The sequence below is a fragment of the Kitasatospora sp. NPDC004799 genome (assembly GCF_040609095.1).
Taxonomy (GTDB): Bacteria; Actinomycetota; Actinomycetes; order Streptomycetales; family Streptomycetaceae; genus Kitasatospora.
On the sequence record NZ_JBEXJK010000003.1, the window covers coordinates 38,566 to 62,484 of the forward strand.

The window sequence follows — 23,919 nt, forward strand, 5'->3', positions numbered from 1 at the left end:
ATGGCATCACCATGAACGTTGGTAACAGGTTCGCTGCACTCTCGCCCAATTGGTCCCTCGCACCACCGTCCCTCGACCAGGATGGGCCCGGGCAGCCTGCTGCCCGCGAACAGCTACACGGGCAGGCGAGCGCGGAGCAGCGGCGCGTGCCCCAAGGGGAGGATCACCATGGGTCGAGCGACCCGAAGAGTCGCCGCGTGCGCGGCGGCAGTCCTGCTGGCCAGCGGCTTGCAGACCACCCTGGCCCACGGCGACACCACGCCGCCCAGGATCGACCTCACCGTCCTGGTCGTCGACGACGGCGGCCCGTCCGTCGCCGCCATCACCGCCGAGCTGAAGGGCCAGGGCACCCCGTACAAGGTCATCAGCCTCAATGACCCCAACCGTCCCGTCATCACCTCGGCTTTCCTGAGCGACACCGTCAACGGCCAGTCCCGGGGCAAGTTCCAGGGCATCGTGCTGCCCAACGAAAACCCCTTCTCCAACAGCGCCGAGATGGCGGCGATCGCGAGCTACGAAGCCGCATTCAACGTCCGCCAGATCGACGCGTACACGTGGGCCAGTCCGGCGGTGGGGCTGAACTACGCCCAGAATCCCGGATTCGTGGGCTCCCTCGACGGATTCCAGGGCGCCACCACCGCCGCCGGAACTTCGGGACCGTTCGGGTACCTCAAGGGCAGCGTCCCGTTCGAGGACAACGACCCGAACGTCGGCGAGAGCTACGGCTACCTGGCCACCCCGCTCGCCGCTCTGCCGGCCGGCGCCTCCTTCGTCCCGCTGGTCGACGCGGCGATACCCGCCACGACCGCCCGCGGTTCACTGGTCGGCGAGTACACCCATGACGGCCGCAAGGAACTGGTCGTCACGTTCGTCTACAACCAGTACCAGCAGCAGTACCGCCTGCTGGCCCGCGGCATGGTCGACTGGCTCACCCAGGGCGTCCACCTCGGCTACGACCGCAACTACTTCGCCACCCACGTGGACGACGTCTTCCTGGCCGACGACCGCTGGGACACCGTCCTCAAGTGCACCCCCGGCGACGTCACCTGCCCGCCCGGCACCCCGGAGACCGCCAACCCGATCCGGATGACCGCCGCCGACGCCGACCACCTGAAGCAGTGGCAGGCCGCCAACGGCTTCACCCTGGACATGGTGTTCAACGGTGGCGGCAGCGAGGACTGGAAGGCCGACCACGCGACCACCGTGGACCCGACGGCGGACCGGATGATCGCCGACCAGAACAGCTACCGGTGGATCAACCACACCTACACCCACCCGTACCTGGGCTGCGTGCAGGACGTCACGGTGGTCCCGTGGCGCTGCACCAAGGACGGCGCGGGCAACACGGTCTGGACCGACCAGAACACCATCTCCACCGAGATCCGGAACAACATCGACTGGGCCAACGCGCGCGGCCTGGCCTTCGACCCGAAGACCCTGGTCACCGGCGAGCACTCCGGCCTGAAGACCGCCCCGCAGGAGACCACCGACAACCCGTACCTGGCGCCGGCGGTGGCCTCCCACGGCATCAGCTTCACGGCCAGCGACGCCTCCCGCGAGACCGGCCAGCGAAACATCGGCTCGAACGTGCTGACCGTGCCGCGGTACCCGATGAACGTCTTCTACAACGCCGGTACGGCGAAGGAGGAGGCCGACGAGTACAACTGGATCTACACCAGCGCGGCCAACGGCGGCAGCGGCATCTGCGAGAACAACGCCAACTCGACCTGCCTGCCGCAGCCGCTGGACGTCAACACCGGCTACCAGTCGTACATCGTGCCGCTGGAGGCCCGGATCGACCTCGGCCACGTGCTGAGCAACGACCCCCGGCCGCACTTCGTGCACCAGTCGAACATCTCCGAGGACCGCATCCTGTACCCGGTGCTGGAGCGGATCCTCGGCACCTACCGGTCGCTGCACGCGGACAGCGCCCCGATCGTGAACCTGAGCCAGCGCGAGATCGGCCTGGAGTTCCAGCGCCGCGCGGCGTGGAACACCGCGCTCGCCTCCGGCCAGGTGACCGCCTACCGGGTCGGCGGCACCGTCACCGTGAACGCCCCGTCCGGCGTTCAGGTCCAGGCCACCATGCCGACCGGAACCGCTCAGAAGCTGGCCATCGGAACGACCGGGTTCGGTTCCTCCTACGCCGGTAGCCTCTCGGGTTGGGTGTCCCCGGGCGCGCTGCAGACCAGCGTGACCCTGCAGCTGCCGTCCGCGCCGGCCGCCCCGGCCGCCGTCGCGCCGAGCGTCGCGGCCAAGTCCGTCCCGGCCCCGGCACCGGCCGACCGGACGGTCGTCCCGCAGGGCGTCGCCACCCCCGTCCCGGCGGGCCCCGGCGACACCACCCGCAAGCCCGCGCCGTCCCTGGTCCCGGGTAGCGGAACCCCGGTGCCCGGCAAGGACGTGGCCGCTGGCACCATCGGTCAGGGCGGCGACGGCCACCACGGCGAGAAGGCTGCGACGAAGAACGGCAAGGCCCCCGGGGGGACGGCCACGCCGAGCAGCACCACCGGACGCCCCGGCAACCGGTAACCGGCACCACCCGCCGGCGGGGCCGGGCCGTTCCCCCGGCCCGGCCCCGTCACGGCTCCCGTTCCGGTCGTCCAGGCCGGAACCGACGCAAGAACAGGAGGGGGGACAGGAATGCGCGTCACCCTGCTCACCGAGGGGACGTATCCGCACCAGCACGGCGGCGTGAGCGTCTGGTGCGACCAGCTCGTCCAGGGGATGCCGGACGTCGAGTTCGACGTCATCGCCGTCACCGGAACCGGCCACGAACCACTGGCCTGGGAGCTGCCCGCCAACGTGCGCTCGGTCACCACCGCACCGCTGTGGGGCCCGGCCGCGGAGGGCCGGCCGCCGCGCGGCAAGGAGATGCGGCGCTTCCTCAACGCGTACGAGCGCTTCCTGCACTCCATCCTCGACCCGGTCTACACCACCCACTTCGGCACCGAGCTGTACGGCTTCGCCGACCTCGCCCGGCGCGGGCTGCTCGGCCCGGCGCTGCGCAGCGAGCGGGCGCTGCGCACCCTCCAGCAGGTCTGGACCCGCGACTACCTGCCGACCGCCGTCTCCCGGCCCACCCTGCACGACGCCCTGAACGCCACCGACCTGCTGGAGCACGCCCTGCGGCCGCTCGCGGTCGAGCCGCCCAAGGACGGCGTCGCGCACGCGGCCAGCGGCGGGCTCGCCACGCTGCCCGGCCTGATCGCCGCCCAGCAGTACGGCGTACCGTTTCTGCTCACCGAGCACGGCATCTACCTGCGCGAGCGCTACCTCGGCTACCGCACCGGCCCGTACCGCTGGCCGGTCAAGGCGCTGCTGCTCGGCTTCTACCGGATGCTCGCCGAGGAGAGCTACCGGCAGGCCGCGCTGGTCACCCCCGGCAACCGGTACAACCGGCGCTGGGAGGAGCGCGGCGGCACGCCGTCCTCGCACATCCGCACCGTCTACAACGGGGTGGACCCGGCGGCCTTCCCGCCGGCCGGCCCCGAGCCCGAGACGCCGACCCTCAGCTGGGCCGGCCGGGTCGACCCGATCAAGGACCTGGAGACGCTGATCCGGGCCTTCGCCATCGTCCGGCGCGAGATCCCCGAGGCGCGGCTGCGGCTCTTCGGCGGCACCCCCAAGGGCGGCGAGGCGTACCGCGACGGCTGCATAGCCCTGGCCGCCGAGCTCGGCATAGCCGAGTCGGTGGCCTTCGAGGGCCGCGTCGCCGACATCACCGACGCGTACGCGGCGGGCAACGTGGTCATGCTCTCCAGCATCAGCGAGGGCTTCCCGTTCACCCTGATCGAGGCGATGTCCTGCGGCCGCGCGACCGTCTCCACCGACGTCGGCGGCGTGCGCGAGGCCGTCGGCGACACCGGACTGGTCGTCCCGCCGCGCGAACCCGAGCCGATGGCGGCCGCCGCGATCGAGCTGCTGCGCGACGCCGAACGGCGCGCCCGGCTCGGCGAGGGCGCCCGGCTGCGGGTGATCGAGCAGTTCACCCTCCGCCAGAACATCGACGGCTTCCGCGGCATCTACACCGAACTCCTGGGCACCGCCCGCTGGATGCCCGGCGGCGTGGTCGCCGTCGCCGACCAGGCCCCCAGCCCCGACTGGGACCAGCAGCCGGCCGCCACCCGGCCCGAGCCGAGCGAGGTCGGGGCGTGAACGAGTACAGAACCGACGCCGAGCACTACGAGGTGGGCGCATGAGTGGTCCCCTGCGTCTGATCCCGGGCGAGGCCGGTCCCGAGCACACCATGCAGCTGCGCACGCTGCCGCTCAAGCGCCGCCGCCCCGCCCCGCCGGAGCCGGAGCCCGAGGAGTCGCTGCACCTCTCCGCGGACCCGCTGGACGAACTCGCCGAGCGCCTGCGCGACGTCTGCGCCGACGCCGTCCACCCGTACGAGATCGCGGCCTTCCTGGAGTCCGACGGCCTCTCGGACGAGCAGGCCGCCCTGCTGTACGGCCGGCCCGACGCGTTCACCGTCGCCGAGGAGCTGTTCGAGAAGGTCGAGCGCCGCTACCCCGGCCAGAGCTCCGAGTTCGCCAACCCCTGGCGGGCCGACCCCTGGCGCTGCGTGGTGCGGGGCCTGGTCTTCGCCCTGCCGGGGCTCGGCTACCTGCTCGGCGCCAACCTGTTCGCGACCACCCGGATGCGCTTCGGCCTGCCCTCGGGCATGCTCGCGCTGTCCGTCGCCACGCTGGTCAGCTGGGGCTTCAACCAGGCGCTGGCGCACCGCTCCTACCGCTGGCTGGGCCGGCTGCGCCGCCGCGAGGCGGCGATCTGCCTGGCCGTCGGCGCCCCGGTCGGCGCGCTGGTCGCGGCGGCCGCCGCGTACGTGGTCGGCGGGCCGCTCGGCGCGCTCTGCTTCGCCGCCGGGCAGTCCTGCTACCTGGGCGCGGCCACCGTGCTGCTGGTCCTGGGGCGGGAGAAGTTCCTGCTGCTGGCGCTGGCCCCGGCCTCGGTCGGCGCCGGCGTGGTGCTGGCGGTGGACGTCCCGCAGGCGGTCCGTACGGTCGTGCTGCTCGCCTCGCTGGCGCTGGCGGTCGGACTGGCCGTCCGGGAGCTGCTGGTCTGCATCCGCGGCGGCGAACGCGAGTCCGTGGAGCTGAGGCTGCCGGTCCGCCAGGAGGTCCCGCACCTGCTGTTCGGCCTGGCCTGCGGCGCGCTCACGCTGATCGCCGGCCTCGGCGGGACCATCCACCAGGCCGTGCAGACCGGCGGGCACCCCGCGCAGGAGACGTCGACCACCCCGACCGGCCCGGCCATGATCGCGCTGACGCTCAGCCTGGGCCTCGCCGAGTGGCTGCTCTTCCGCTACCGGGCGCTGGCCGTGGCCGCACTGCGCACCAGCCACACCAGCGGCCAGTTCTCCCGCCGCACCGGCGGGATCCTGCTCGGCTGCCTGTTCATCTACCTCACCACCGTGGCCGCGCTGGACGCCGCCGCGACCGTGCTGTGGCCCGGCGCCCCCGCGCTCGGCGTGCCGCAGCTCGGCGCGATGCTGCTCCTCGGCGGCTCGCTCTGGCTGGCGCTGCTGCTGAACGCCTTCGGGTTCAGCTGGAGCACCGCCCTCGTCTGTCTGGCCGCCGCGGTCGCCGAGAGCGCCGGGCTGCTGGCAGGTGCGGACCCGATCGTCCTGCAGCTGATCGGCTGCGGGGCGGCCGCCCTCGTCCTCACCGCACTCGCCGGGCCCGCGCTCGGCCGCACCACCCGGCACCGCTGAACACACCGAACACACCGACACACCCCGCACGCCTCCACCGCGTGCACCGTCGTACCCGCTCCACCCGAGACACCCACGGGCCGCGGCGGCCGGCCACCACAGAGCGCCGGACCGCCCCGGCAGATCGAGAAAGCGAAAATCCGCATGAGCAGCGTCGCGGTTACCGGAGCCGAGGGCTTCATCGGCTCCCACCTCGTCGAGACCCTGGTCGCCGACGGGCACCACGTCCGCGCGATGGTCCAGTACAACTCCTTCTCGTCCTTCGGCTGGCTGGAGACCCTGTCGAAGGAGGTGCTGGACTCCGTCGAGATCGTGCTCGGCGACGTCCGGGACCCGGGCTCGGTCAACGGCCTGGTCAAGGGCACCGAGGCGGTCTACCACCTGGCCGCCCTGATCGCGATCCCGTACTCGTACCGCGCCCCCCACTCGTACGTGGACACCAACGTCACCGGCACCCTGAACGTGCTGGAGGCGGTGCGCCACCTGGAGGTCCCCCGCCTGGTGCACACCTCCACCAGCGAGACCTACGGCACCGCGCAGACCGTGCCGATCACCGAGGACCACCCGATCAACACCCAGTCCCCGTACGCCGCCTCCAAGGCCGGCGGGGACCGGCTGGCCGACAGCTACCACGCCAGCTTCGAGACCCCGGTCGTCACCCTGCGCCCGTTCAACACCTTCGGCCCGCGCCAGTCGATGCGCGCCGTCATCCCGACCGTGATCGCCCAGGTCGCGGCCGGCCAGACCGAGATCACCCTCGGCGACCTGCGCCCGACCCGCGACTTCATGTTCGTCAAGGACACCGCCAACGCCTTCCGCACGGTGGGCACCGCGCCCGCCGAGGCGGTGGTCGGCCGGACCTTCAACGCCGGCACCGGCGGCGAGATCTCGGTCGGCGACCTGGTCACCCTGGTCGGCAAGCTGATGGGCGTGGACCTGGTGGTGAAGGAGGACGAGCAGCGCATCCGTCCGACCAACTCCGAGGTCATGCGCCTGGTCGCGGACGCCACCCGGCTGCGCGCGGCCACCGGCTGGGCCCTCGCCTTCAGCCTGGAGCAGGGCCTGGAGCAGACCATCGAGTTCTTCCGCGACCCGGCCAACCTGGCCCGCTACAAGACCGACATCTACAACGTCTGACCCGTCGCGACCGATCTTGCTCGTCCTGGTAACCAAGGTTCGTGTCCTGCACATCCTTTCCGTGGGGGAAACACCATGCACGCAGTGATCCTGGCCGGCGGTAAGGGCGTCCGTCTCCGCCCGTACACCACCGCGCTTCCCAAGCCGCTCGTCCCGATCGGCGACCAGCACGCGATCCTGGAGATCGTGATGCGCCAGCTCGCCGCCGCGGGCTTCCAGAGCGTCACCCTGGCCATCGGCCACCTCGGCCACATCATCCGCGCCTACGTCGGCAACGGCTCCCAGTGGGGCCTGCGGGTCGGCTACGCCGTCGAGGACAGCCCGCTCGGCACCATGGGCCCGTTGCTCACCATGCAGGACCGCCTGCCCGAGCACTTCCTGGTGATGAACGGCGACATCCTGACCGACCTGGACTTCGCCGGGGTGCTCAAGCACCACGAGGCGTCCGGCGCCCCGCTGACCATCGCCACCTACGCCCGTCAGGTCAAGATCGACTTCGGCGTGCTGACCGCCGCCGAGGGCAGCATCACCGGCTTCCAGGAGAAGCCCAGCATCGACTACCGCGTCTCGATGGGCGTGTACGGCGTCTCCCGCTCGGCGCTCGCCGCGTACACCCCAGGCCTGCCGCTGGGCTTCGACGAACTGGTGCTGGACCTGCTGGCCGCCGGGACCCCGCCGTCCGCGTACGACTTCGGCGGCTACTGGCTCGACATCGGCCGGCCCGACGACTACGACCGGGCCAACGCCGAGTTCTCCACCATCCGCCCGGTCCTGATGCCCTTCGAGTCGACCGACCTGACGCCGGGCGTCGCGGAGCTGCCGATCCCGGCCGCCCGCACCGCCCCGGACGACACACCCGCCGAGCCCGCCGCCGCGGGCGTCGAGAGCGACGGACGGGCCGCGTGAGAATACTGCTCCTCGGCGGCGACGGCTTCCTCGGCCGTCACGCCGCCACCGTCCTGCGGTCACTGCCCGGTGCCACCGTGCTGACCGCGGGCCGGCGGCCCGCCCACGACCTCCGGCTGGACCTGGCCACCGCCCAGGCCGGCCCGCTCGGCGAGGAACTGTCCGCACTGGCCCCCGACGCGGTGGTCAACTTCGCCGGCGCGGTGGCCGGCAGCGCGGTGAAGCTCGCCGAGGTGAACGCCCGCGGCCCGGCGGTGCTCTGCGAGGCGCTCTCCCTCGGCGCCCCGAAGGCCCGCCTGGTGCACATCGGTTCGGCCGGCGAGTACGGCGTCTGCGCGCCGGGCAGCTCGCTGTCCGAGGACGCCGACGCCCGCCCGGTCGGCGTGTACGGCGCGACCAAGCTGGCCGGCTCCCTCGCGGTGGCCGGCTCGCCGCTGGACGCCGTGGTGCTGCGGGTGTTCAACCCGGTCGGCCCGGGCGCCCCGGCGGGCTCGCTGCCCGGCCGGCTGGCGGCCGAGCTGCGCCGGGTGGCGCCCGAGGGCGCCGACGGCGTGGTCACGGTCGGCGACCTCTCCGCCCACCGCGACTTCGTCGACGCCCGGGACGTCGCCGGGGCCGTCGGCCTGGCCGTCACCGCCGACCGTCCGCTCCCCCGGGTGCTCAACCTCGCCTCCGGGCGGGCCCGGCGGGTCCGGGCGATCGCCGACGGCCTGGTCTCCGCCTCCGGCTTCACCGGCCGGATCGACGAGAGCGGGGCCGGCTCGGAGCGCTCGGCCGCGGTCTCCTGGCAGCAGGCCGACGTGTCGGCCGCCGCCCGGGAGCTCGGCTGGCGGCCGACCACGGACCTCGCCGACACCCTGCGCGACCTGTGGCTGGACACCGCCGCCCGCACGCCCGACCCGGTGGTCGCATGACCGCCGGGCAGACCCCCGACGGCCGCCTGCTGGTGCCGCTGTACGTCCACCCCGCGGTGGACCCGGCGGCCTGGCGGGCGGTCGCCGCCGCCGACCCCGCCCGGATCGCCGCCATCGTGCTCAACCTCGCCGACGGCCCGGGCGAGGTCCCGGACCACGTCTTCGCCGAGGCGGCGGACGAACTCCGCGCCGCCGGCCTGCCGTTGGTCGGCTACGCCGACACCGACTACGGCCGCCGACCGCACGCGGCCGTGGTGGCCGACATCCTGACGTACCGTCAGCGCCACGGCATCACCGGCGTCTACCTCGACCAGGTGGCCACCCACCCAGGCGCGCTGGCGCACTACCGGCGGCTGGCCACGGCCGCCCGCGCGGCCGGCTGCGGCACCGTGGTGTTCGGCCACGGCGAGCACCCGGACCCGGGCTACGCCGAGGTCGGCCTGGCCGACCTGCTGGTCACCTTCGAGGGCGACTGGGACGCCTACCGCGCCATGACGCTGCCGCTGTGGACCGGCCGGCACGCGGCCTCCCGCTTCTGCCACCTGGTCTACGACGTCCCCGCCGAGCACGCCCGGGACGCCGCCGCCCTGATCGCCGCCCGGCGAGCCGGCGTCGGCTGCGCCGTGCCGGGAGCCGGGGAGAACCCCTGGCGCACCCTGCCGTACGGCCTGAACGCCGCCGAACTGACCTGACCCGATCCGGAGTCCGACTACCGTGAACCGACGCAACCGGCTGCTCCCGGCCGTCCTGGCCCTCGCCACCGCCACCGCCCTGCTGGTCAGCTCGTGCAGCAGCTCGGGATCGGAGGACGACCAGGACGCGGCCGACGGCACCCCGAGCAGCACCCCCGCGGCCACCGCGCCGAACACCCCCGGCACCCCCGGCACCCCCGACGCGACCACCACCGCCCCGGGCACCCCGGCCCCCGCGCCCGCCACTCCCGGCACCACCGGCCCGGCCCCGGGCACTCCCGGCGGCCAGGCACCCGCCACCCCGCCGGGCAGCCCGGCACCGCCGCCGGCCGGTGCCCGCTGGCAGCCCACCCCGGGCCTGGCCTGGCAGTGGCAGCTCGGCGGCGGCGTGGACCAGTCGGTGGACGTCCCGGTCTACGACATCGACGGCTTCGAGAACGACGCCTCGGTGGTGGCCGCCCTGCACGCCAAGGGCCGCAAGGTGATCTGCTACATCAACGCCGGCTCCTGGGAGGACTTCCGCCCCGACTCCGCCGCCTTCGCCAAGTCCCTCCAGGGCTCGGACACCGGGTGGAAGGGCGAGAAGTGGTTCGACATCCGCAAGCTCGACCAGCTGCGACCGCTGATGGCCGCCCGCTTCGACATGTGCCGGAGCAAGGGCTTCGACGCCGTCGAACCGGACACCATCGAGGCCTACAACCAGAACAGCGGCTTCCCGCTGACCGCGGACGACCAGCTCAGGTACAACCGGATGCTGGCGCAGCTCGCCCACGAACGCGGCCTGGCCATCGGTCTGAAGAACGACCTGGACCAGATCCCGGCGCTGCTCGGGGACTTCGACTTCGCGGTCAACGAGGAGTGCGCGCAGTTCGACGAGTGCGACCGGGTCGCCCCCTTCGTGAAGGCGGGCAAGGCGGTCTTCCACGTCGAGTACAAGCTCGACACGGACCGGTTCTGCGGCAAGGCCACGTCGCTGGGCTTCAGCTCGATGCGCAAGAAGCTCGAACTGGACGCCTGGCGCAAGCCCTGCTGAGGCGGACTCCTACCGTCGCGCGGGTGACCCTCGGCCGGGTCACCCGCGCGAGGGTCACTTGACCGCCAGCCAGATGACGCCGCCCAGGACGACCAGCGCGACGACGGCGACCAGCGCGATCACGCCGGTGCGGCTGCCGCTCTTGGCATTGCCGTAGGTGGAGACGGAGCCCGGGGCCTGGGCCGCCGGGGTCTCGTCGACGAACGCCCGGAACATCTGGGTGCTGCCGGCGGGGTCGTAGTCGTTGTCAGCCATGGCACGGACTCTAACGAATCGGCCCACCTCAGGCACACCCCGGACCCCCGTCGCGCGGGACACACCACCCCCACGTGCGACAGCGGTGCGACAGCCCGGTGAAGACCGCGGCGTTCGCGGAATGCCCCGCCGCGCAATAGGGTTGACTGCCTCCATGACCGGAAACCACAGCCGGGTGCGCCTCGGCACCTCCGACCTGTCCGTCTTCCCGCTCTCCCTCGGCGGCAACGTCTTCGGCTGGACGGCCGACGAAGAGCAGTCCTTCGCCGTCCTGGACGCCTACGCGGCGGCCGGCGGCAACTTCGTCGACACCGCCGACGTCTACTCCTCCTGGGCCCCGGGCAACACCGGCGGCGAGTCCGAGACCGTCCTCGGCAACTGGCTGCGCAGCCGCGGCAACCGCGACGACGTCGTGATCGCCACCAAGGTCGGCATGCTCGCCGAGCGCAGCGGCCTGGGCGCGGCCACCATCAAGGCCGCGGCCGAGGACTCGCTGCGCCGCCTGGGCGTCGAGCGGATCGACCTCTACTACACCCACCGGGACGACGACACCCCGGTCGAGGAGTTCGTCACCGCGCTGGACGAGCTGGTCCGCGAGGGCAAGGTCCGGGCGGTCGCCGCCTCCAACATCTCCGCCGAGCGGCTCACCGAGGCGCTGGCCTTCGCCGAGCGCGAGGGCCTGGCGAAGTACGTCGCCGTCCAGCCGCACTACAACCTGGTCTCGCGCGGCACCTTCGAGGGCCCGCTGGCCGACGTGGTCGCCGACCATGGCCTGGCCACCGTCCCGTACTACGCGCTGGCCTCCGGCTTCCTCACCGGCAAGTACCGCCCGGGCGCCGCCGGCCCGGACAGCGCCCGCGCCGAGGGCGCCGCCCGCTACCTGGCCGAGCCGCGCGGCCCCAGGGTGCTGAAGGCGCTGGACACCGTCGCCGCCGAGCTGGAGGTGGAGCCCGCCTCCGTCGCGCTGGCCTGGCTCGCCGCCCGTCCGACGGTCGCCGCCCCGATCGCCAGCGCCCGCACCGTCGAGCAGCTCCCACCGCTGCTGGCCGGCGCCACCCTGGAGCTCACCCCGGAGCAGACCGCCCTGCTGGACGCCGCCTCCGCCTGAGCCCGCCCGCGCCGTGCCCCACAGGCCGCGAACCCGCCCCGCCCCGGGCCCGGTTCGCGGCCTGTGGCGTTCCCGGACCGCACCCGCGGGAGCGGGAACCATCGCAGCTGACGAGCTGTCATGATCAATGAACCGCCAAGAACGCATCAAGACTTCATCCACGAGCCAATACGGGGGACGCTTTGGCCGACAATCCCGCCTGGAACGGTCTGTTCGACGACGAGGACCGGCAGCGCTACGCGAGCATGCGGCTCAACTCCGCCGGCGGCAGCGGGGGAGGTGGCGGCAAGGTGACCGTCACCCCCGCCGACCTGAAGGCGCGGGCCGGCACCATCGACGAGATCAAGGGCAACTTCCACACCGTCGACGACGGCGCCCAGGAGAAGACCACCACCGCCTATGCCGCGCTGACCAGTTGGCAGACCGGCCCGGAGCTGCGCAACCGCTCCATCCGCTGGGACGACCAGGTGGCCACCCTCGGCAACCTCCTCTACGACCTCTCCCAGCGCCTGCGGAAGACCGCCGACCAGTACACGGCGACCGAGAACGCGAACAAGCAGAACCTGTCCGGCGGGAACTGAGGGGGGCCACCACCGTGCTGAGCTACGAGATCGTCCGCAACGCCAAGTTCGAGCCGCTGCACGCGGCCGCCGAGGAGTGGAAGACCCTCCAGGCCCGCTACACCGGCCTGAAGGACCGGCTGACCAGCGAGGTCGCGAACAAGCTGGCCGCCGGCTGGGAGGGCGAGGCCGCCACCCAGGCCCGGGCGCAGATCCAGAAGGCCGCCGAGCAGCTCGACGCCGCCGGAAAGGAGTCCGCCGACATCAGCGGGCTGCTCGCCGACGCAGCCCAGAAGTTCGCCGCCGCCCAGGCCCGGCTGAAGAAGATCGCCGACGAGGACGGCCCGGCCAACCACCTCAAGGTGGACGGCACCGGCAAGGTCACCGACGTCCATCCGCTGCTGACGGACAAGTCCGCCCAGGGCGACCCGGAGTACGAGCGGGTCTTCCTGCCGCAGCGCAAGCGCGCGGTGGAGGACCTGGTCCACAGCCTCGAAGCGGCGCTCCAGCAGGCCGCCGACGCGGACCAGGCCGCCGCCTGGGCGCTGCGCTCGGACCCGAACGGCGCGAACGACCGCTCGTTCAACGCCAACGGCTACCGCAGCCTCACCGAGGCCACCGAGGCCCGCAAGGACCTCACCGACGCGCTCGCCCTGGCCGGCAAGGGCGGCGACCTCTCGGTCGAGGAGCTGACCAGGTTCAACGCCCTGCTGGAGAAGCGCAAGAACGACCCGGCGTTCGCCGAGCAGTTCGCCACCACGCTCGGCCCGCGCGGCACCCTGGACTTCTGGCGCGACGTCAACGACCCGACGAAGTTCCCCGGGGGGTACAGCAAGGAACGCAACGAGGCCATGAAGAAGCTCCAGGCCTCGCTGGGCGTGACCCTGGGCACCGCCACCCAGAGCCACTCCCAGGCCATGCAGGACTGGAAGAACAAGATGATCGAGCTCGGTCCCCAGCTCGTGACGCGCGACCACGGCGGCCCGCTGCCGCGGGGCTACCAGCTGATGAGCAGCCTGATGCGCTCCGGCGAGTACGACACCGACTTCCTCAACTCCTACGGCGAGAGCCTGCTCAAGTTCGAGCGCGACGCCGACATGCGCCCGCAGGGGGTCTGGGTGCCGATGTCCAACGAGCCGAGGTGGGACCACCTCACCGAGGGCCGCGGCGGCGACCCGGTGGCCGGCTTCCTGGAGTCGCTCAGCCACAACCCGCAGGCCTCCACCCGCTTCCTGGACCCGGGCGAGCCCCGGACCAACGACCACCTCAAGTACCTGCTGGACGACCGCCACTGGCCGGACGAGATCAGCCGCCAGGCCAAGTACGTCCAGGACAAGCACGCGCTCGGCCTGGCCATCGAGGCCGCCGCCACCGGCGACCGGGCGGGCCAGGAGGACGGCGTCCGGCACCACAGCGAGGCCCAGGCCCGGGTGATGCGCGACAGCATCAACATGCTGGACGGCGGCATCAAGAACGAGGGGCTCCCGGACGGCATGCAGCGCCCGATCGCCAACGCGCTGGCCGACTACGCCGCCGACACCCACGACATCCTCTCCGGCTCCAACCGCGCCGCCAAGGACCACTCGGGCGAGGACGCCAGCGGCGTCTGGGTCGACCCGGCCACCGGCGAGACCAGGATGGCGACCGACAAGGGCTCCCTGATCCGGGTCCTGCGCGGCGTCGCCGACGACCCCGAGTCCCACCACATCGTCCAGCAGGCCGAGATGGTGCACGTCGCCCAGACGCTCGCCGAACTCCCGCCGAACGTGGGCGAGAAGGAGTGGAAGGGCGTGATGGCCAACTCCTCGGTCGCCCTCGGCGTGTACGACGCCGTCCAGGCCGACGCCATCCTCGACCAGCGCGACGACGACACCAAGGTCGCGGCCTGGCGGGCCAAGGGCCTGTACCAGGGCATCGGCACCCCGCTGAAGCTGGTCCCCGTCCCCGGGGTGGCGGACATGGCGCAGAGCCTGCTCGGCAGCGGGATCATGGGGTGGCAGATGAGCGCCACCGAGGAGATCAACGCGACCGCGGCCGGCAAGATCGAGGAGAACACCCTCACCGGTGCCAACGGCCGCAGCGGACACGAGGGGATCAGCGCCATGGTCGAGAAGTGGCAGCAGCAGCGGGCCGGCCTCAACGCGGACGCCCCGTCCGTCGACTGGGACGAGCAGCAGATGCGGACGATCTACAACACCGGTCGCAGCGACGCCGCCAGCGCACTCGGCCGCGGGGGCGAGAACAAGTGACGCCCGGGCCCGCGGAACCACGCGGGGCCCGGCGGCGGTGGCGGCTCCCGGTCGCCGCCGCCGTCGGGCTGGCCCTCGCCGCCGGCGCCGTGTTCTACCTGGGCGGCGGGTACGACCGCTGGCAGGACGGCCGCTCGCTGGCCGGGCTCTGCCACGGCAGCGTGGACACCGCCGAGGTCGCGGACCTGCTCGGGGTGGACCGGGTGCGCGGCAAGGACGCCGCGGCCCCGGAGGGCCTGGCCGCCTGCTCCGTCGACAACGCCGACAGCCCCGGCAACGGCTCGCTGGACGTCCGGGTCGACCGGGGCGAGCGGGGGGTCGGCACGGCGCTGCACGCGCTCGACCGGGACCGTCCGAGCCTCGCCACCAGCATGGTGATGCCGCTCGGCCACGGCCGCCGGGGCGTGCTGGACCTCCAGGGCCGGGCCGGCGCGACCGCCGTGGTCGCCCTGGCCTGCCCGGCCCCGGGCGCGGAGGAGCTGCTGGTCACCGTCCACACCCTCCCCGCCGGCGGCCGGAACCTCCTCGACGACCCGGCCCGGCGGGCCCGGTTCGCCCGCGTCGCCGCCCGGGCCGCGGACGGCGCCGCCCGGGTCTGGGGCTGCACCGCGCCCGCCGGGCCGGAGATCACCGAGGTCCCCGCGGACACCCGGTACGTCAAGGTCCCGGACGGCGCGGCGCGCGGCACCTGCGCCGGACTGCCCGGCGTCACCAACGAGTCGCCCGCGGACCCGGGCGCCCCGGTCGAGGACTGCTTCCTGTACGCCGGCCAGGACGCCCCGCGCTTCCGCCTGGGGGCGTACTACCCGCCGTTCGCGGCCGTCCTCCCGTCCGTCGCCGACTACCCGGTCACCGGTCCGGCCGGCGGCCGGGACGGCCTGGCCTGGGCCACCGCCGGCTGCCCGGGCGGCGCCACCGCCCTGTTCACGGTGGACACCGTGTTCGACGGGAACCGGGCCGCCGCGCCCGACCCGGCCCTGGAGAAGGAGGCGCTGCGCACCTTCGCCGCCCGCTCCGCCCAGCGGCACGGCTGCTCGCCGCCGCACCTGCCCTGAGCACGCGGAACGGCCCCGGAAGCGCGGTGCTTCCGGGGCCCGTTCACGGCGTGCGCGACTACGGCCGCCCGAAGTGGGTGGGGTAGTAGCCCGGGCTGAGGGTCGATATCCGGACGGTCGTGCCCGGCCGCGGCGCCTCCACGAACTGGCCGCCGCCCAGGTAGATCCCCACGTGGTGGATCCCCGAGGCCCGGCCGCTGTCGGACCAGAACACCAGGTCGCCGCGGCGCAGCTGCCCGGCGCTGATCGGCGTGGTCGCGGCGTACTGGTCGTCGGCCACCCGCGGCAGGCTGATCCCCGCGCGCCGGTAGGCCTGCTGGACCAGCCCCGAGCAGTCGTAGCCGGACGGGCCGTTGCCGCCCCAGACGTACGGCTTCCCCAGCTGGGCGAGCGCGTAGTCGATGGCCGACTCCTTGCTCCCGGACGCCGGGGCGGAGTTCGACGACGGACGGCTCGCGGGGGGCGCGGGCTGCGCGGGGGCCTTGGCCGAGCCGCCGCCGGACTGCCCGGTGCGGCCGGCGTACACGTCGTAGTGGCTGGTCCAACGCCACTCGCCGGAGCCGTTCTTGAACCAGTACTTCGAGCCGTCCCAGCCCTGGCGCATCCCGGCGGAGGAGGCCGAGCCGTTGGAGACGGTCCGGGCGGTGGACCCGGCCGAGCCGCCGCGCTTCTGCCCGGTGCGGTCGGCGTAGACGTCGTAGTGGCTGGTCCAGCGCCACTCGCCGCTGCCGTTCTTGAACCAGTACTTGGAGCCGTCCCAGCCCTGCTTGCCGGCTGCGGCGTGCGCGGTTCCGGCGCCGGCCGTCAGGCCGACGACGCCGGCTCCCGCCAGCACGGTGGTGGCCAGGCAGGTGCTCCGCACGGCCCGGTGTATTCGGCCGCCGCCGACCGCCGGCGCGGAGCGGGCGGTGCGCGGCCGGGCCACGCAGTTCGGGCAGCCGCAGCCGGCGATCGCGGGTATGCGGCCGAGGCTCTCCTCGAAGCCGATCAGACCGGGATCACCGTCGGGGCCGCCGGAGCCGACGGTGACGGCGGGTTCGGTGTACGCGCCGGTGGCTATCCTCATGCGGGTCGTCCTTCCTTCCGTCCGGCGCGGGCGGCCGGGGGCGGTACCGAGGCGGCCACTCCGGCCGGGGCGACGAAGGCGACCAGCAGCTGCTCCATCAGCGCGCTGCGGGCGGCCTCGTCCAGTTCGTGCGCGGTCGCCCGCTCCAGTCGGCGGACGGCGAGCGCCGCCGCCTCCACCGCGTCGTCCACCAGCACCGTGCGCAGGCCCGCGTCCAGGTCGGCCAGCCGGCGCCGGCGCATCGACTCGGCCACCTCGGGCGCGTAGTCCAGGGCCAGCGGCTGCACCGAGTAGACCTCCAGGCCGGCCGGGGCCACCTCGGCGGCCAGCGCCCTGGTCATCTCGTCGGCGAACCACTGCCCGTCGCGCAGTGCGGGGCCGGGCGCCGCGTTGCTGTCGCAGGGCAGGGTGGACGCGGTGCGGGTGAGCACCGCCTGGACCTGCTCGCGCAGGTAGCTCTCGTGGTCCTCGATCGCCAGCAGCGCCCGCGCGGTGTCCTTGACCCGCCAGACGATCAGCAGCCGGACCACGATCGGCGTGCCGGTGCGGTCCACCACCTTGACCGGCTCGCTGCGCCAGTGCCGCAGCCGCACGTCCACCCGGCGGCGGCGCAGCAGCGGGTTGACCCAGACCAGGCCGGTCCGGCGGACGGTGCCCCGGTAGCGGCCCCAGCGGGTCAGCACCCGGGTCTCGCCGCCCGCGTTGGCCAGCAGTCCGGCGAGCGCGACCACCGCCAGCAGGCCGGCCGCGGCCGCCGCGGAGATCCACTGGGCGTCCACCTCCACCAGACCGCTCTCCTTCGCGGCGGCGCCGCGCAGGTCGGGCAGCGCGTCCCAGTACGGGATGACGCCGGTGCGCAGCAGGACGAACAGGACGCCGACCACGCCGATCAGCACCGCCAGCAGGGCGATCCAGCCGGGCAGCGCGGTGGCGCGCTGCTCGCGCAGCGCCTGGTCGGCGCGCGGCGGGCGCCGGGAGGTGGTGGCGGTCGGGGCTCCGGCCGCCGTGGCGTCCAGGAGTTCGACGGTCTCCGGGGCGGCCGTCTCCAGCGCATCGCGCAGCTCGGCCGCGCCGCCGGCCGGCGAGGGGCTCGGGACGACGGCCAGCGGGGTGGTCGCCGGACCGCTGTCGGCCGGGCCGCCCGGCTCGACGGTCTTGACGGCGGTGGCTCTGGCCAGCGGGCTGGAGCCGGAACGTTCCGGCAGCGCCGGCGGGAGCGCCTTGGGCAGGTGGTCGGGTCGCTGCGAAGAATCGCGGGTGACGTCCATGCACGGATCCTCTGGGTCGGTGTGTCGCGCAACGGGCGGCCCGGATCTGACGGGCAGTGCCAGGGTCAGGCTAAGTTCATACGTCATCAAATGCGACATTTGAACCGAGGTGTGTCGACATTTACTGACGAATCATCCAAAGCCGACCTGACGCGCAGGCACATGAGCGGATGGTCGGGACGGTTCGGCGCGGTTCAGCGCCGAGGAGCACCGGCCCTGCGGGCGAACACCCGACGGGTGATCAGTCCGAGGCCGGTGAGCACCAGCAGGACTCCGGCGAGGCCACCGCGCCAGCCGGCCGCCCCGGACGCGCCCTGCGCACCCTTCGCCGGCGGCGCCGCCAGCGGCCGGTCCGCGTCGGTGGCCGGCTCGGCGGACTCGACGGCTGCGGCGGGTCCGGCGGCTCCGGTCGGGGACGGGGAGTTCACCGCCGGGTTCAGCGCGGAGTTCATCGCGGCGACGGCCGTCGGCGAGGTGCCGACACCGACGGCCGGGACCGGAACCGAACTCGGGGCCGGGGTCAGGGTCGGGGAGACGATCACGATGGTCGAAGGGGTCGGGAGGACGGGCCTGGTGGAAGCAGCGGAAGCGGCGGGCGTAGTGGTCACGACGGCCGCCGGCGAGGCCGACGTGCCCGGTACCGCCTTCGCGGACGGCGAAGGTGTCGCCGAACCGGTCGCCGCCGGCACCGGACTGACCGTCACCGGCCGGGCGGCCACCGGCGGAACGACGATCGGCACCACTGCGGGCACCGTCGCGGCGGACGGACTCGACGAGGCCACCGCCGAACCCTGCGCGCTCGGGCTCGGCTCGGCCTGGCTCGACGGCACCGCCGTCGTCACCGCTGCCGTCGTCACCGCCGCCGTGGGGCTGGGCCGGGCCGCTGCCGGCCGCGTCGGGCTCGCGGCCACCGGGCTCGACGTCCCCGAGGCCGGAACCGACACCGGAGCCGGAGCCGAGGCCGCCGGACTCACCGCCACCGGGCTGGGCAGCACCGACCCCTGCGCCGTCGGGCTCGCGGCCACCGGGCTCGCCGGCGTCGCCCCCGGATCGGGCACCGCCGCCGCGGCGGCGACCCGCACCAGCACCGGCTCCGCCGAGACCCCGTTCCCCGCGCGGTCGGTCGCCGTGACGGTCAGCCACTGCTCCCCGTCCGCCAGGTCCCGGTTGGCCGTGCAGCTCCAGCTCCCGTCGAAGGCCGCCGTCGCCCCGCACAGCACCGTCCGCCGCTCCGGCTCCGATCCCGCCACGGCCTGCGCCGTGACCAGCACGTTCGCGCCCGGATCCGCCCGGCCGGCCAGCTTCGGACGGCTGGCCCGCACGATCTCGCCCGGGGTCGGCTCGGTGAGCACCGGCGGAGCCGGCACGCCGGTGTCGACGACCAGCTCGACCTGCTGCCCGGCCGTCCGGTTCCCCGCCACGTCGACCGCGACCGGGGTGAGCAGGTGCTTCCCGTCCGTCAGGTTCTCGACCGGCAGGCAGGACCACCGGCCGTCCGCCGGCACCCCCGTGATGCACAGGTCGTCGCCCGAGCCCTGGTCGACGACCGTGACGGTGCTGCCCGCCTCGCCGGTGCCGGTGAGCCGGAGCCCCGGGTCGTTGGTGTACGCGGGGACGGTGAGGGTGGGGGCGCCCGGCGGCACGGTCTTCACGCTGACCCGGACCGGTTCGCCGCGCAGCACCACGCCACCGCGGGTGGTCTCCACCGGGCTGAAGGCGTGCGGACCGGCGGCCAGCTCCGTCCCGGGGCGGCAGGACCAGTCCCCGCCGTGCTTCACCTTGGCCGTGCAGAGCGCGGTGTCGCCCTCGCGGACCTCCACCGTGGCCCCGGACACCGCGCCCCCGCCGCTGATCCGCGGGCGGGCGTCGGCGAGGACGGCGCCGTCGACCGGCTCGGCGATCTCCGGCCGGGCGGCGCCGACGGTCAGCCGGATCCGCTGGTCGGTGACCTGCCCGGAGTCGGCGAAGCCGGAGGAGGAGACGAGCTGTCCGGCGTCGCGGCCGATCCGCAGCCGGGCCCAGGTCTCGCCCGAGGCCGCGCCGGCCGGGACGGTCCACTCCAGGGTGGCGGTGTCGGCGCCGGGCGGGATCTCGGTCTGCACCCGCCCGGCCGGGTCGAACCGGCCGGTGTGGCCGAAGTCGATCCAGCCGGCCAGGGTGGCGGGCTGGTCGCCGACCGCGACCGGGACGGTGAGCCGGTAGTAGCGGCCGATCGCGGCCTCGGCGGGGAAGGCGATCGACGGGTCGGCGCCCTGGTACTCGCCGCGGCCGGGCTGGAGCCGGGGCTGCGGGCCGGCGAACGGGCTGCGCAGGCCCGCCCCGTGGTCGAGCCGGACCAGCGGCCCGTCGCCCGCGGCCTCGGTGGAACGGCCGCGGCCGGTGCGTGCCGGGCCGGTCGCGTCGGCACCCAGGAAGAGGTCGGAGACCACGTGCGAGGCGTTGCCGTAGTCCTGCGGGGCGGTGCCGAGGTCCTCGTCGACGGTGACGGTGTAGGCCTGGCGCAGCACGGGCGGGGCGGTGGTGCTGCCGGCCCGGGCGACGGAGCGCTGCTCGACCCGGAACTCCGCGGTGCGCACCGTCCCGGCCAGCTCCAGCGAACCCTCGGCCGCCGAGCCGGGATCGCCGTCGGCGGCGCCGTCCGGGCTCGCGGGGGCGAGGGCGTTGCCGTCGACCGTCCAGCCGGGCCAGTCGGTGCGGTCGACCAGGGTGGGGGCAGCCGGCGAGCCGCCGGTGAGGGTCAGCCGGGCCGCCGTGCTGGTGCTGCCCGAGCCGCCGGTGGCGAGCGCGGCCAGGCCGCTGAGGTGCAGCCGGGGGTTGCGGACCGGCCGGGAGAAGTCCAGCCGGAGCGTTCCCACGGTGCGCCAGGAACCGTCCGCCCGGGGACGGTCGGGGGCGGCGCCGAAGGTCTGCGCGGGATCCCCCGGCCGCATCCCGTCGGCGTAGCGGGCGGCGGGGAGCCCCGCCGCGGAGCGGTCCGCCAGCTCGCCCGGCGCGGCGGTGACGGCCGTTCCCGGGGCGGCCTCGAACCCGAACCGGACCGAGAGCCCGGAGGGCAGCACGGCCCGGTGCTCGGCGGACCAGCTGTCGGGGGACTGCCGGGCCACCGCGAGCGGGGCGTTCCAGGCGGTCAGCAACCCGGTCGCGAGGACGGCCAGGGCGGCGGCCGTACGGGAAAACTGTCGGCTCATCCGGCTCTCCTTCGCGGTCGCTGCCGGGGCGGTGGGCAGTCTGCACAAGATCCGACGAAAAGGAATCACGATCCTGGGCCGGTCATACTGCGACACCTGTGCTTTTGGCCGGGTACCACCCGTTCGGCGGTCATCCGGGCGGCAGGACGGGATGTACCCGAAACGGCTGCATTTCATCCATTAGGCGGCAATCGACGCCACCCGAACGGACCAGCGCGGAGAACGAAGAAGCCCCCGGCCGGTGGCCGGGGGCTTCTCGATGGTGCGCTCAGCAGGATTCGAACCTGCAACCTCTTGATCCGTAGTCAAGTGCTCTATCCGTTGAGCTATGAGCGCAAGGATCAGGCGAACCCGATCTTGCGGAGGTTGGTGCGCTCAGCAGGATTCGAACCTGCAACCTCTTGATCCGTAGTCAAGTGCTCTATCCGTTGAGCTATGAGCGCTCGCCCTGGTGAACGTTGCCGCCGGGGCGTTGCGGGGACAACATTACATGACCTGCGGCGTAGGACGAAATCGGTTGTTCCGGGCCCCGCCCGACCCCGTCCGACCCCGTCCGGCCTCCCGTCCGACCCCGTCCGGCCTCCCGCCGGGGCCCGCCCCGGCCGCCCGCCCCGGGCCGGCCCGGACCGCGCCGCGATCTTCCCGGGAACGCGAAGAACCCCCGCCGACGAGATCGTCGACGGGGGTTCCCGACTGGCGGAGGCTGAGGGATTTGAACCCTCGATCAGGAATAACCCCGAAACCGCATTAGCAGTGCGGCGCCATAGACCGGACTAGGCGAAGCCTCCCCACATGGAGCATGCCCGCGCGAGCGGACCCGTTCCGTGTGTCAGTGATGATGCCACAACCCTGGGGTTCGGCACCAACCACCGCCAACGTTACTAGGCGGGTCGTCCCCGCCGCAAAGAAGAATGAGATACTGCCGTCTCCGGAGGAGCTGCCCCGAGCCGAGGAGACCTGTCGACGTGAGCAGCAGGCCGATCCGAGGCGCTGCTCGCCTCGCCGCCATACTCGACGCCCTGCCCGACGCGTTGCTGCTGGTGAACAGCAACGGCACCGTCGTGGACGCCAACAGCGCGGCGGTCCAGGCGCTGCAGGCGCCGGGCACCTCGCTGGTGGGCATGGGCGTGCTGGGTCTGCTGCCCGAGTTCGACCCCAGCCGCATCCCCGGCTCGATGCGCCCGGCCACCCGCGACGACGAAGCCCTCGACCGCCCGGTCCGGATGACCGCCCACCGCACCGACGGCACCACCTTCCCGGTCGAGGTCTCCGGCAACGACTTCGCCGACGACGGCGACGGCCGCGGCTACGCCCGCTCCCCGTACGACTCGTACCGCGAGAACTCGCCCTCCTCCTCCGACCTGCTCCTGCTGCTGGTCCGCGACCTCTCCGGCCGGCTCGGCGTCGAGGCCGAGCTGCGCCGCCAGCACAAGCAGACCGAGATGATCCTGCGCGCCGCCGCCGAGGGCGTGCTCGGCGTGGACCTCGAAGGCCGCTGCGTGCTGGTCAACCCGGCCGCCGCGCACATCCTGGAGTACCGGGCGAGCGAGCTCGGCGGGCGCGAGCTGCACCCGCTGATCCAGCACTCCCGGGCCGACGGCACCCCGCTGGCGCTGGAGGAGTCGGCGCTGCTGGACACCCTGACCTCCGGCCGCAAGCACCGGGTGCGCGGCACCGTGCTCTGGCGCAAGGACGGCCGGCCGGTCACCGTCGACCTCACCACCGCCCCGGTCCGGGACGGCGACCAGCTGGTCGGCGCGGTGATGACCTTCACCGACCGCAGCCGCGAACTCGCCCTGGTCGCCCGCAACGAGCACCTCACCGCCGTCCTGGAGAGCGAGCTGGGCGGCGCGCTGAACGCGCTGAACCAGCGGCTCGACGCGCTCGCCGCCGACCCGGCCGGCCAGCTCTGGCCGGAGGCCAACTGGACGCTGCGCCGGCTCGCCGCCGAGTGCCGCCGGTTCGGGAAGCTGATCGACGGCGTGCTCGACCACCAGCGCTGCGAGGCCTGCGAGAGCGGCGGCCCCGAGGCCAGGGACGGCAAGGAGCCCAAGGCCGGCAAGGACGACAAGGACGGCAAGGGCGGGCGGAAGGCCGCGCCCCGGGTGCCGGTGGGCCTGGACAAGGTGGTCCGCCGGGCCGTCGAGGAGGCCGGCGAGCTGGTCGGCCCCGGCCGGGTGCGGTTCTCGGTGCACGCCGCCGCGGTCGAGGTGATCGCCGACGAGCAGCGGCTGGCCCAGGCGCTGGCCCACCTGGTCGCCGATGTCAGCGGCGTCGGGCTGGCGCTGGACGCCCCCGCCTCCCCCTCCCCCGGCCTGGCCGTGCCCGGGCTGAACGGCGCCGCCGCGCCCGCGCTGCCGCCCGCCCCCGAGCCGCCGACCGTCGTGCTGGCCGCCGCCCAGCGCGGCGAGGTCGCCCGGGTCGAGATCCGCGGCCCCGGCGTCGGCGGCAGCCCCGTCCACCTGCCGATAGCCCGCGCGGTGGTCGAGCGCCACGGCGGTGTGCTCCAGCCGCACGAGCTGCCCGGCAAGACCGGCACCACGTACGTCGTCGAACTGCCGCTGGACCCGGCCGCCGCGAAGGCCGCCGCCGAGCGCGCCGCGGCCGAGGGCCGCTCCGACCGGCCCAAGGAGAGCGACAGCGCCGTCCTGCCCGAGCTTCCGGGCATCCCCCAGCTGCCCAGCAGCGGCGAGACCGACGGGCCCGCCGAGACCCCGGCCGTCGGCGAGCGGCCCGGAGCCGAGGCCCCCGACGCCCCCACCGACAAAA

General features: G+C 73.9%; 16 protein-coding genes, 3 tRNA genes and 1 pseudogene. 13 read left to right on the forward strand and 7 right to left on the reverse strand.

Annotated elements, in window-relative coordinates:
• Positions 1-168 precede the first annotated feature (168 nt).
• From ABZW03_RS00955 to ABZW03_RS00990, 8 genes and pseudogenes are all read left to right on the forward strand, one after another.
• Positions 169-2,532, forward strand: coding sequence for a hypothetical protein (locus ABZW03_RS00955; RefSeq protein WP_355250113.1), 2,364 nt, complete (start codon positions 169-171; stop codon positions 2,530-2,532).
• Between the two features lie 111 nt (positions 2,533-2,643).
• Positions 2,644-4,158: a GT4 family glycosyltransferase PelF gene (gene pelF / locus ABZW03_RS00960; RefSeq protein ID WP_355250116.1), complete on the forward strand. Its 1,515-nt coding sequence runs from the start codon at positions 2,644-2,646 to the stop codon at positions 4,156-4,158.
• 40 nt (positions 4,159-4,198) lie between these two features.
• Entirely contained in the window at positions 4,199-5,719 is a 1,521-nt protein-coding gene (locus ABZW03_RS00965; protein WP_355250119.1) for a hypothetical protein, read from the forward strand.
• A gap of 144 nt (positions 5,720-5,863) precedes the next feature.
• Complete coding sequence (locus ABZW03_RS00970; RefSeq protein ID WP_355250122.1) at positions 5,864-6,856, forward strand: SDR family NAD(P)-dependent oxidoreductase; 993 nt, start codon at positions 5,864-5,866, stop codon at positions 6,854-6,856.
• 75 nt (positions 6,857-6,931) lie between these two features.
• Positions 6,932-7,633 (forward strand): annotated as a pseudogene (locus ABZW03_RS00975) (nucleotidyltransferase family protein); the annotation flags it as partial.
• A gap of 125 nt (positions 7,634-7,758) precedes the next feature.
• Positions 7,759-8,676 (forward strand): NAD-dependent epimerase/dehydratase family protein, encoded by a 918-nt coding sequence (locus ABZW03_RS00980; protein ID WP_355250125.1) that lies wholly within the window; start codon positions 7,759-7,761, stop codon positions 8,674-8,676.
• Positions 8,673-9,368, forward strand: coding sequence for a spherulation-specific family 4 protein (locus ABZW03_RS00985; RefSeq protein ID WP_355250128.1), 696 nt, complete (start codon positions 8,673-8,675; stop codon positions 9,366-9,368). Before ABZW03_RS00980 ends, ABZW03_RS00985 begins: the two co-directional genes overlap by 4 nt.
• A 22-nt stretch (positions 9,369-9,390) precedes the next feature.
• Positions 9,391-10,401, forward strand: a complete 1,011-nt coding sequence (locus ABZW03_RS00990; RefSeq protein ID WP_355250131.1) for an endo alpha-1,4 polygalactosaminidase — start codon at positions 9,391-9,393, stop codon at positions 10,399-10,401.
• Positions 10,402-10,455: 54 nt separating this feature from the next.
• Here ABZW03_RS00990 and ABZW03_RS00995 read toward each other — a convergent pair whose 3' ends face one another.
• Positions 10,456-10,656, reverse strand: a complete 201-nt coding sequence (locus ABZW03_RS00995; RefSeq protein ID WP_355250134.1) for a hypothetical protein — start codon at positions 10,654-10,656, stop codon at positions 10,456-10,458.
• A gap of 154 nt (positions 10,657-10,810) precedes the next feature.
• Between ABZW03_RS00995 and ABZW03_RS01000 the strand changes: the two genes are divergently transcribed.
• The 4 genes from ABZW03_RS01000 to ABZW03_RS01015 all read left to right on the forward strand — a co-directional run bounded on the left by ABZW03_RS01000 (position 10,811) and on the right by ABZW03_RS01015 (position 15,628).
• Entirely contained in the window at positions 10,811-11,764 is a 954-nt protein-coding gene (locus ABZW03_RS01000; RefSeq protein ID WP_355250137.1) for an aldo/keto reductase, read from the forward strand.
• Between the two features lie 182 nt (positions 11,765-11,946).
• The gene (locus ABZW03_RS01005) at positions 11,947-12,345 is read left to right on the forward strand and encodes a hypothetical protein (protein WP_355250139.1); all 399 of its coding nucleotides are present in this window, start codon (positions 11,947-11,949) and stop codon (positions 12,343-12,345) included.
• A gap of 14 nt (positions 12,346-12,359) precedes the next feature.
• Complete coding sequence (locus tag ABZW03_RS01010; RefSeq protein WP_355250142.1) at positions 12,360-14,573, forward strand: hypothetical protein; 2,214 nt, start codon at positions 12,360-12,362, stop codon at positions 14,571-14,573.
• A complete protein-coding gene (locus ABZW03_RS01015) occupies positions 14,570-15,628 on the forward strand; it encodes a hypothetical protein (RefSeq protein ID WP_355250145.1) in 1,059 nt (352 codons plus the stop codon). The genes ABZW03_RS01010 and ABZW03_RS01015 overlap by 4 nt, the downstream gene beginning before the upstream one ends.
• A gap of 58 nt (positions 15,629-15,686) precedes the next feature.
• Here ABZW03_RS01015 and ABZW03_RS01020 read toward each other — a convergent pair whose 3' ends face one another.
• The 6 genes from ABZW03_RS01020 to ABZW03_RS01045 all read right to left on the reverse strand — a co-directional run bounded on the left by ABZW03_RS01020 (position 15,687) and on the right by ABZW03_RS01045 (position 21,938).
• On the reverse strand, positions 15,687-16,694 hold the full coding sequence (locus ABZW03_RS01020) for a C40 family peptidase (RefSeq protein ID WP_355250148.1): 1,008 nt from the start codon (positions 16,692-16,694) through the stop codon (positions 15,687-15,689).
• On the reverse strand, positions 16,691-17,962 hold the full coding sequence (locus ABZW03_RS01025) for an SPFH domain-containing protein (RefSeq protein ID WP_355250152.1): 1,272 nt from the start codon (positions 17,960-17,962) through the stop codon (positions 16,691-16,693). Before ABZW03_RS01025 ends, ABZW03_RS01020 begins: the two co-directional genes overlap by 4 nt.
• A 194-nt stretch (positions 17,963-18,156) precedes the next feature.
• On the reverse strand, positions 18,157-21,150 hold the full coding sequence (locus ABZW03_RS01030) for an Ig-like domain-containing protein (RefSeq protein WP_355250154.1): 2,994 nt from the start codon (positions 21,148-21,150) through the stop codon (positions 18,157-18,159).
• 260 nt (positions 21,151-21,410) lie between these two features.
• A tRNA-Arg gene (locus ABZW03_RS01035) sits at positions 21,411-21,486 on the reverse strand.
• 31 nt (positions 21,487-21,517) lie between these two features.
• Positions 21,518-21,593 (reverse strand) — tRNA-Arg (locus tag ABZW03_RS01040).
• Between the two features lie 251 nt (positions 21,594-21,844).
• Positions 21,845-21,938, reverse strand: a tRNA-Ser gene (locus ABZW03_RS01045).
• A 177-nt stretch (positions 21,939-22,115) separates the two neighbouring features.
• Between ABZW03_RS01045 and ABZW03_RS01050 the strand changes: the two genes are divergently transcribed.
• On the forward strand, positions 22,116-23,919 hold a 1,804-nt coding region (locus ABZW03_RS01050), incomplete at its 3' end, for a PAS domain-containing protein (RefSeq protein WP_355250157.1).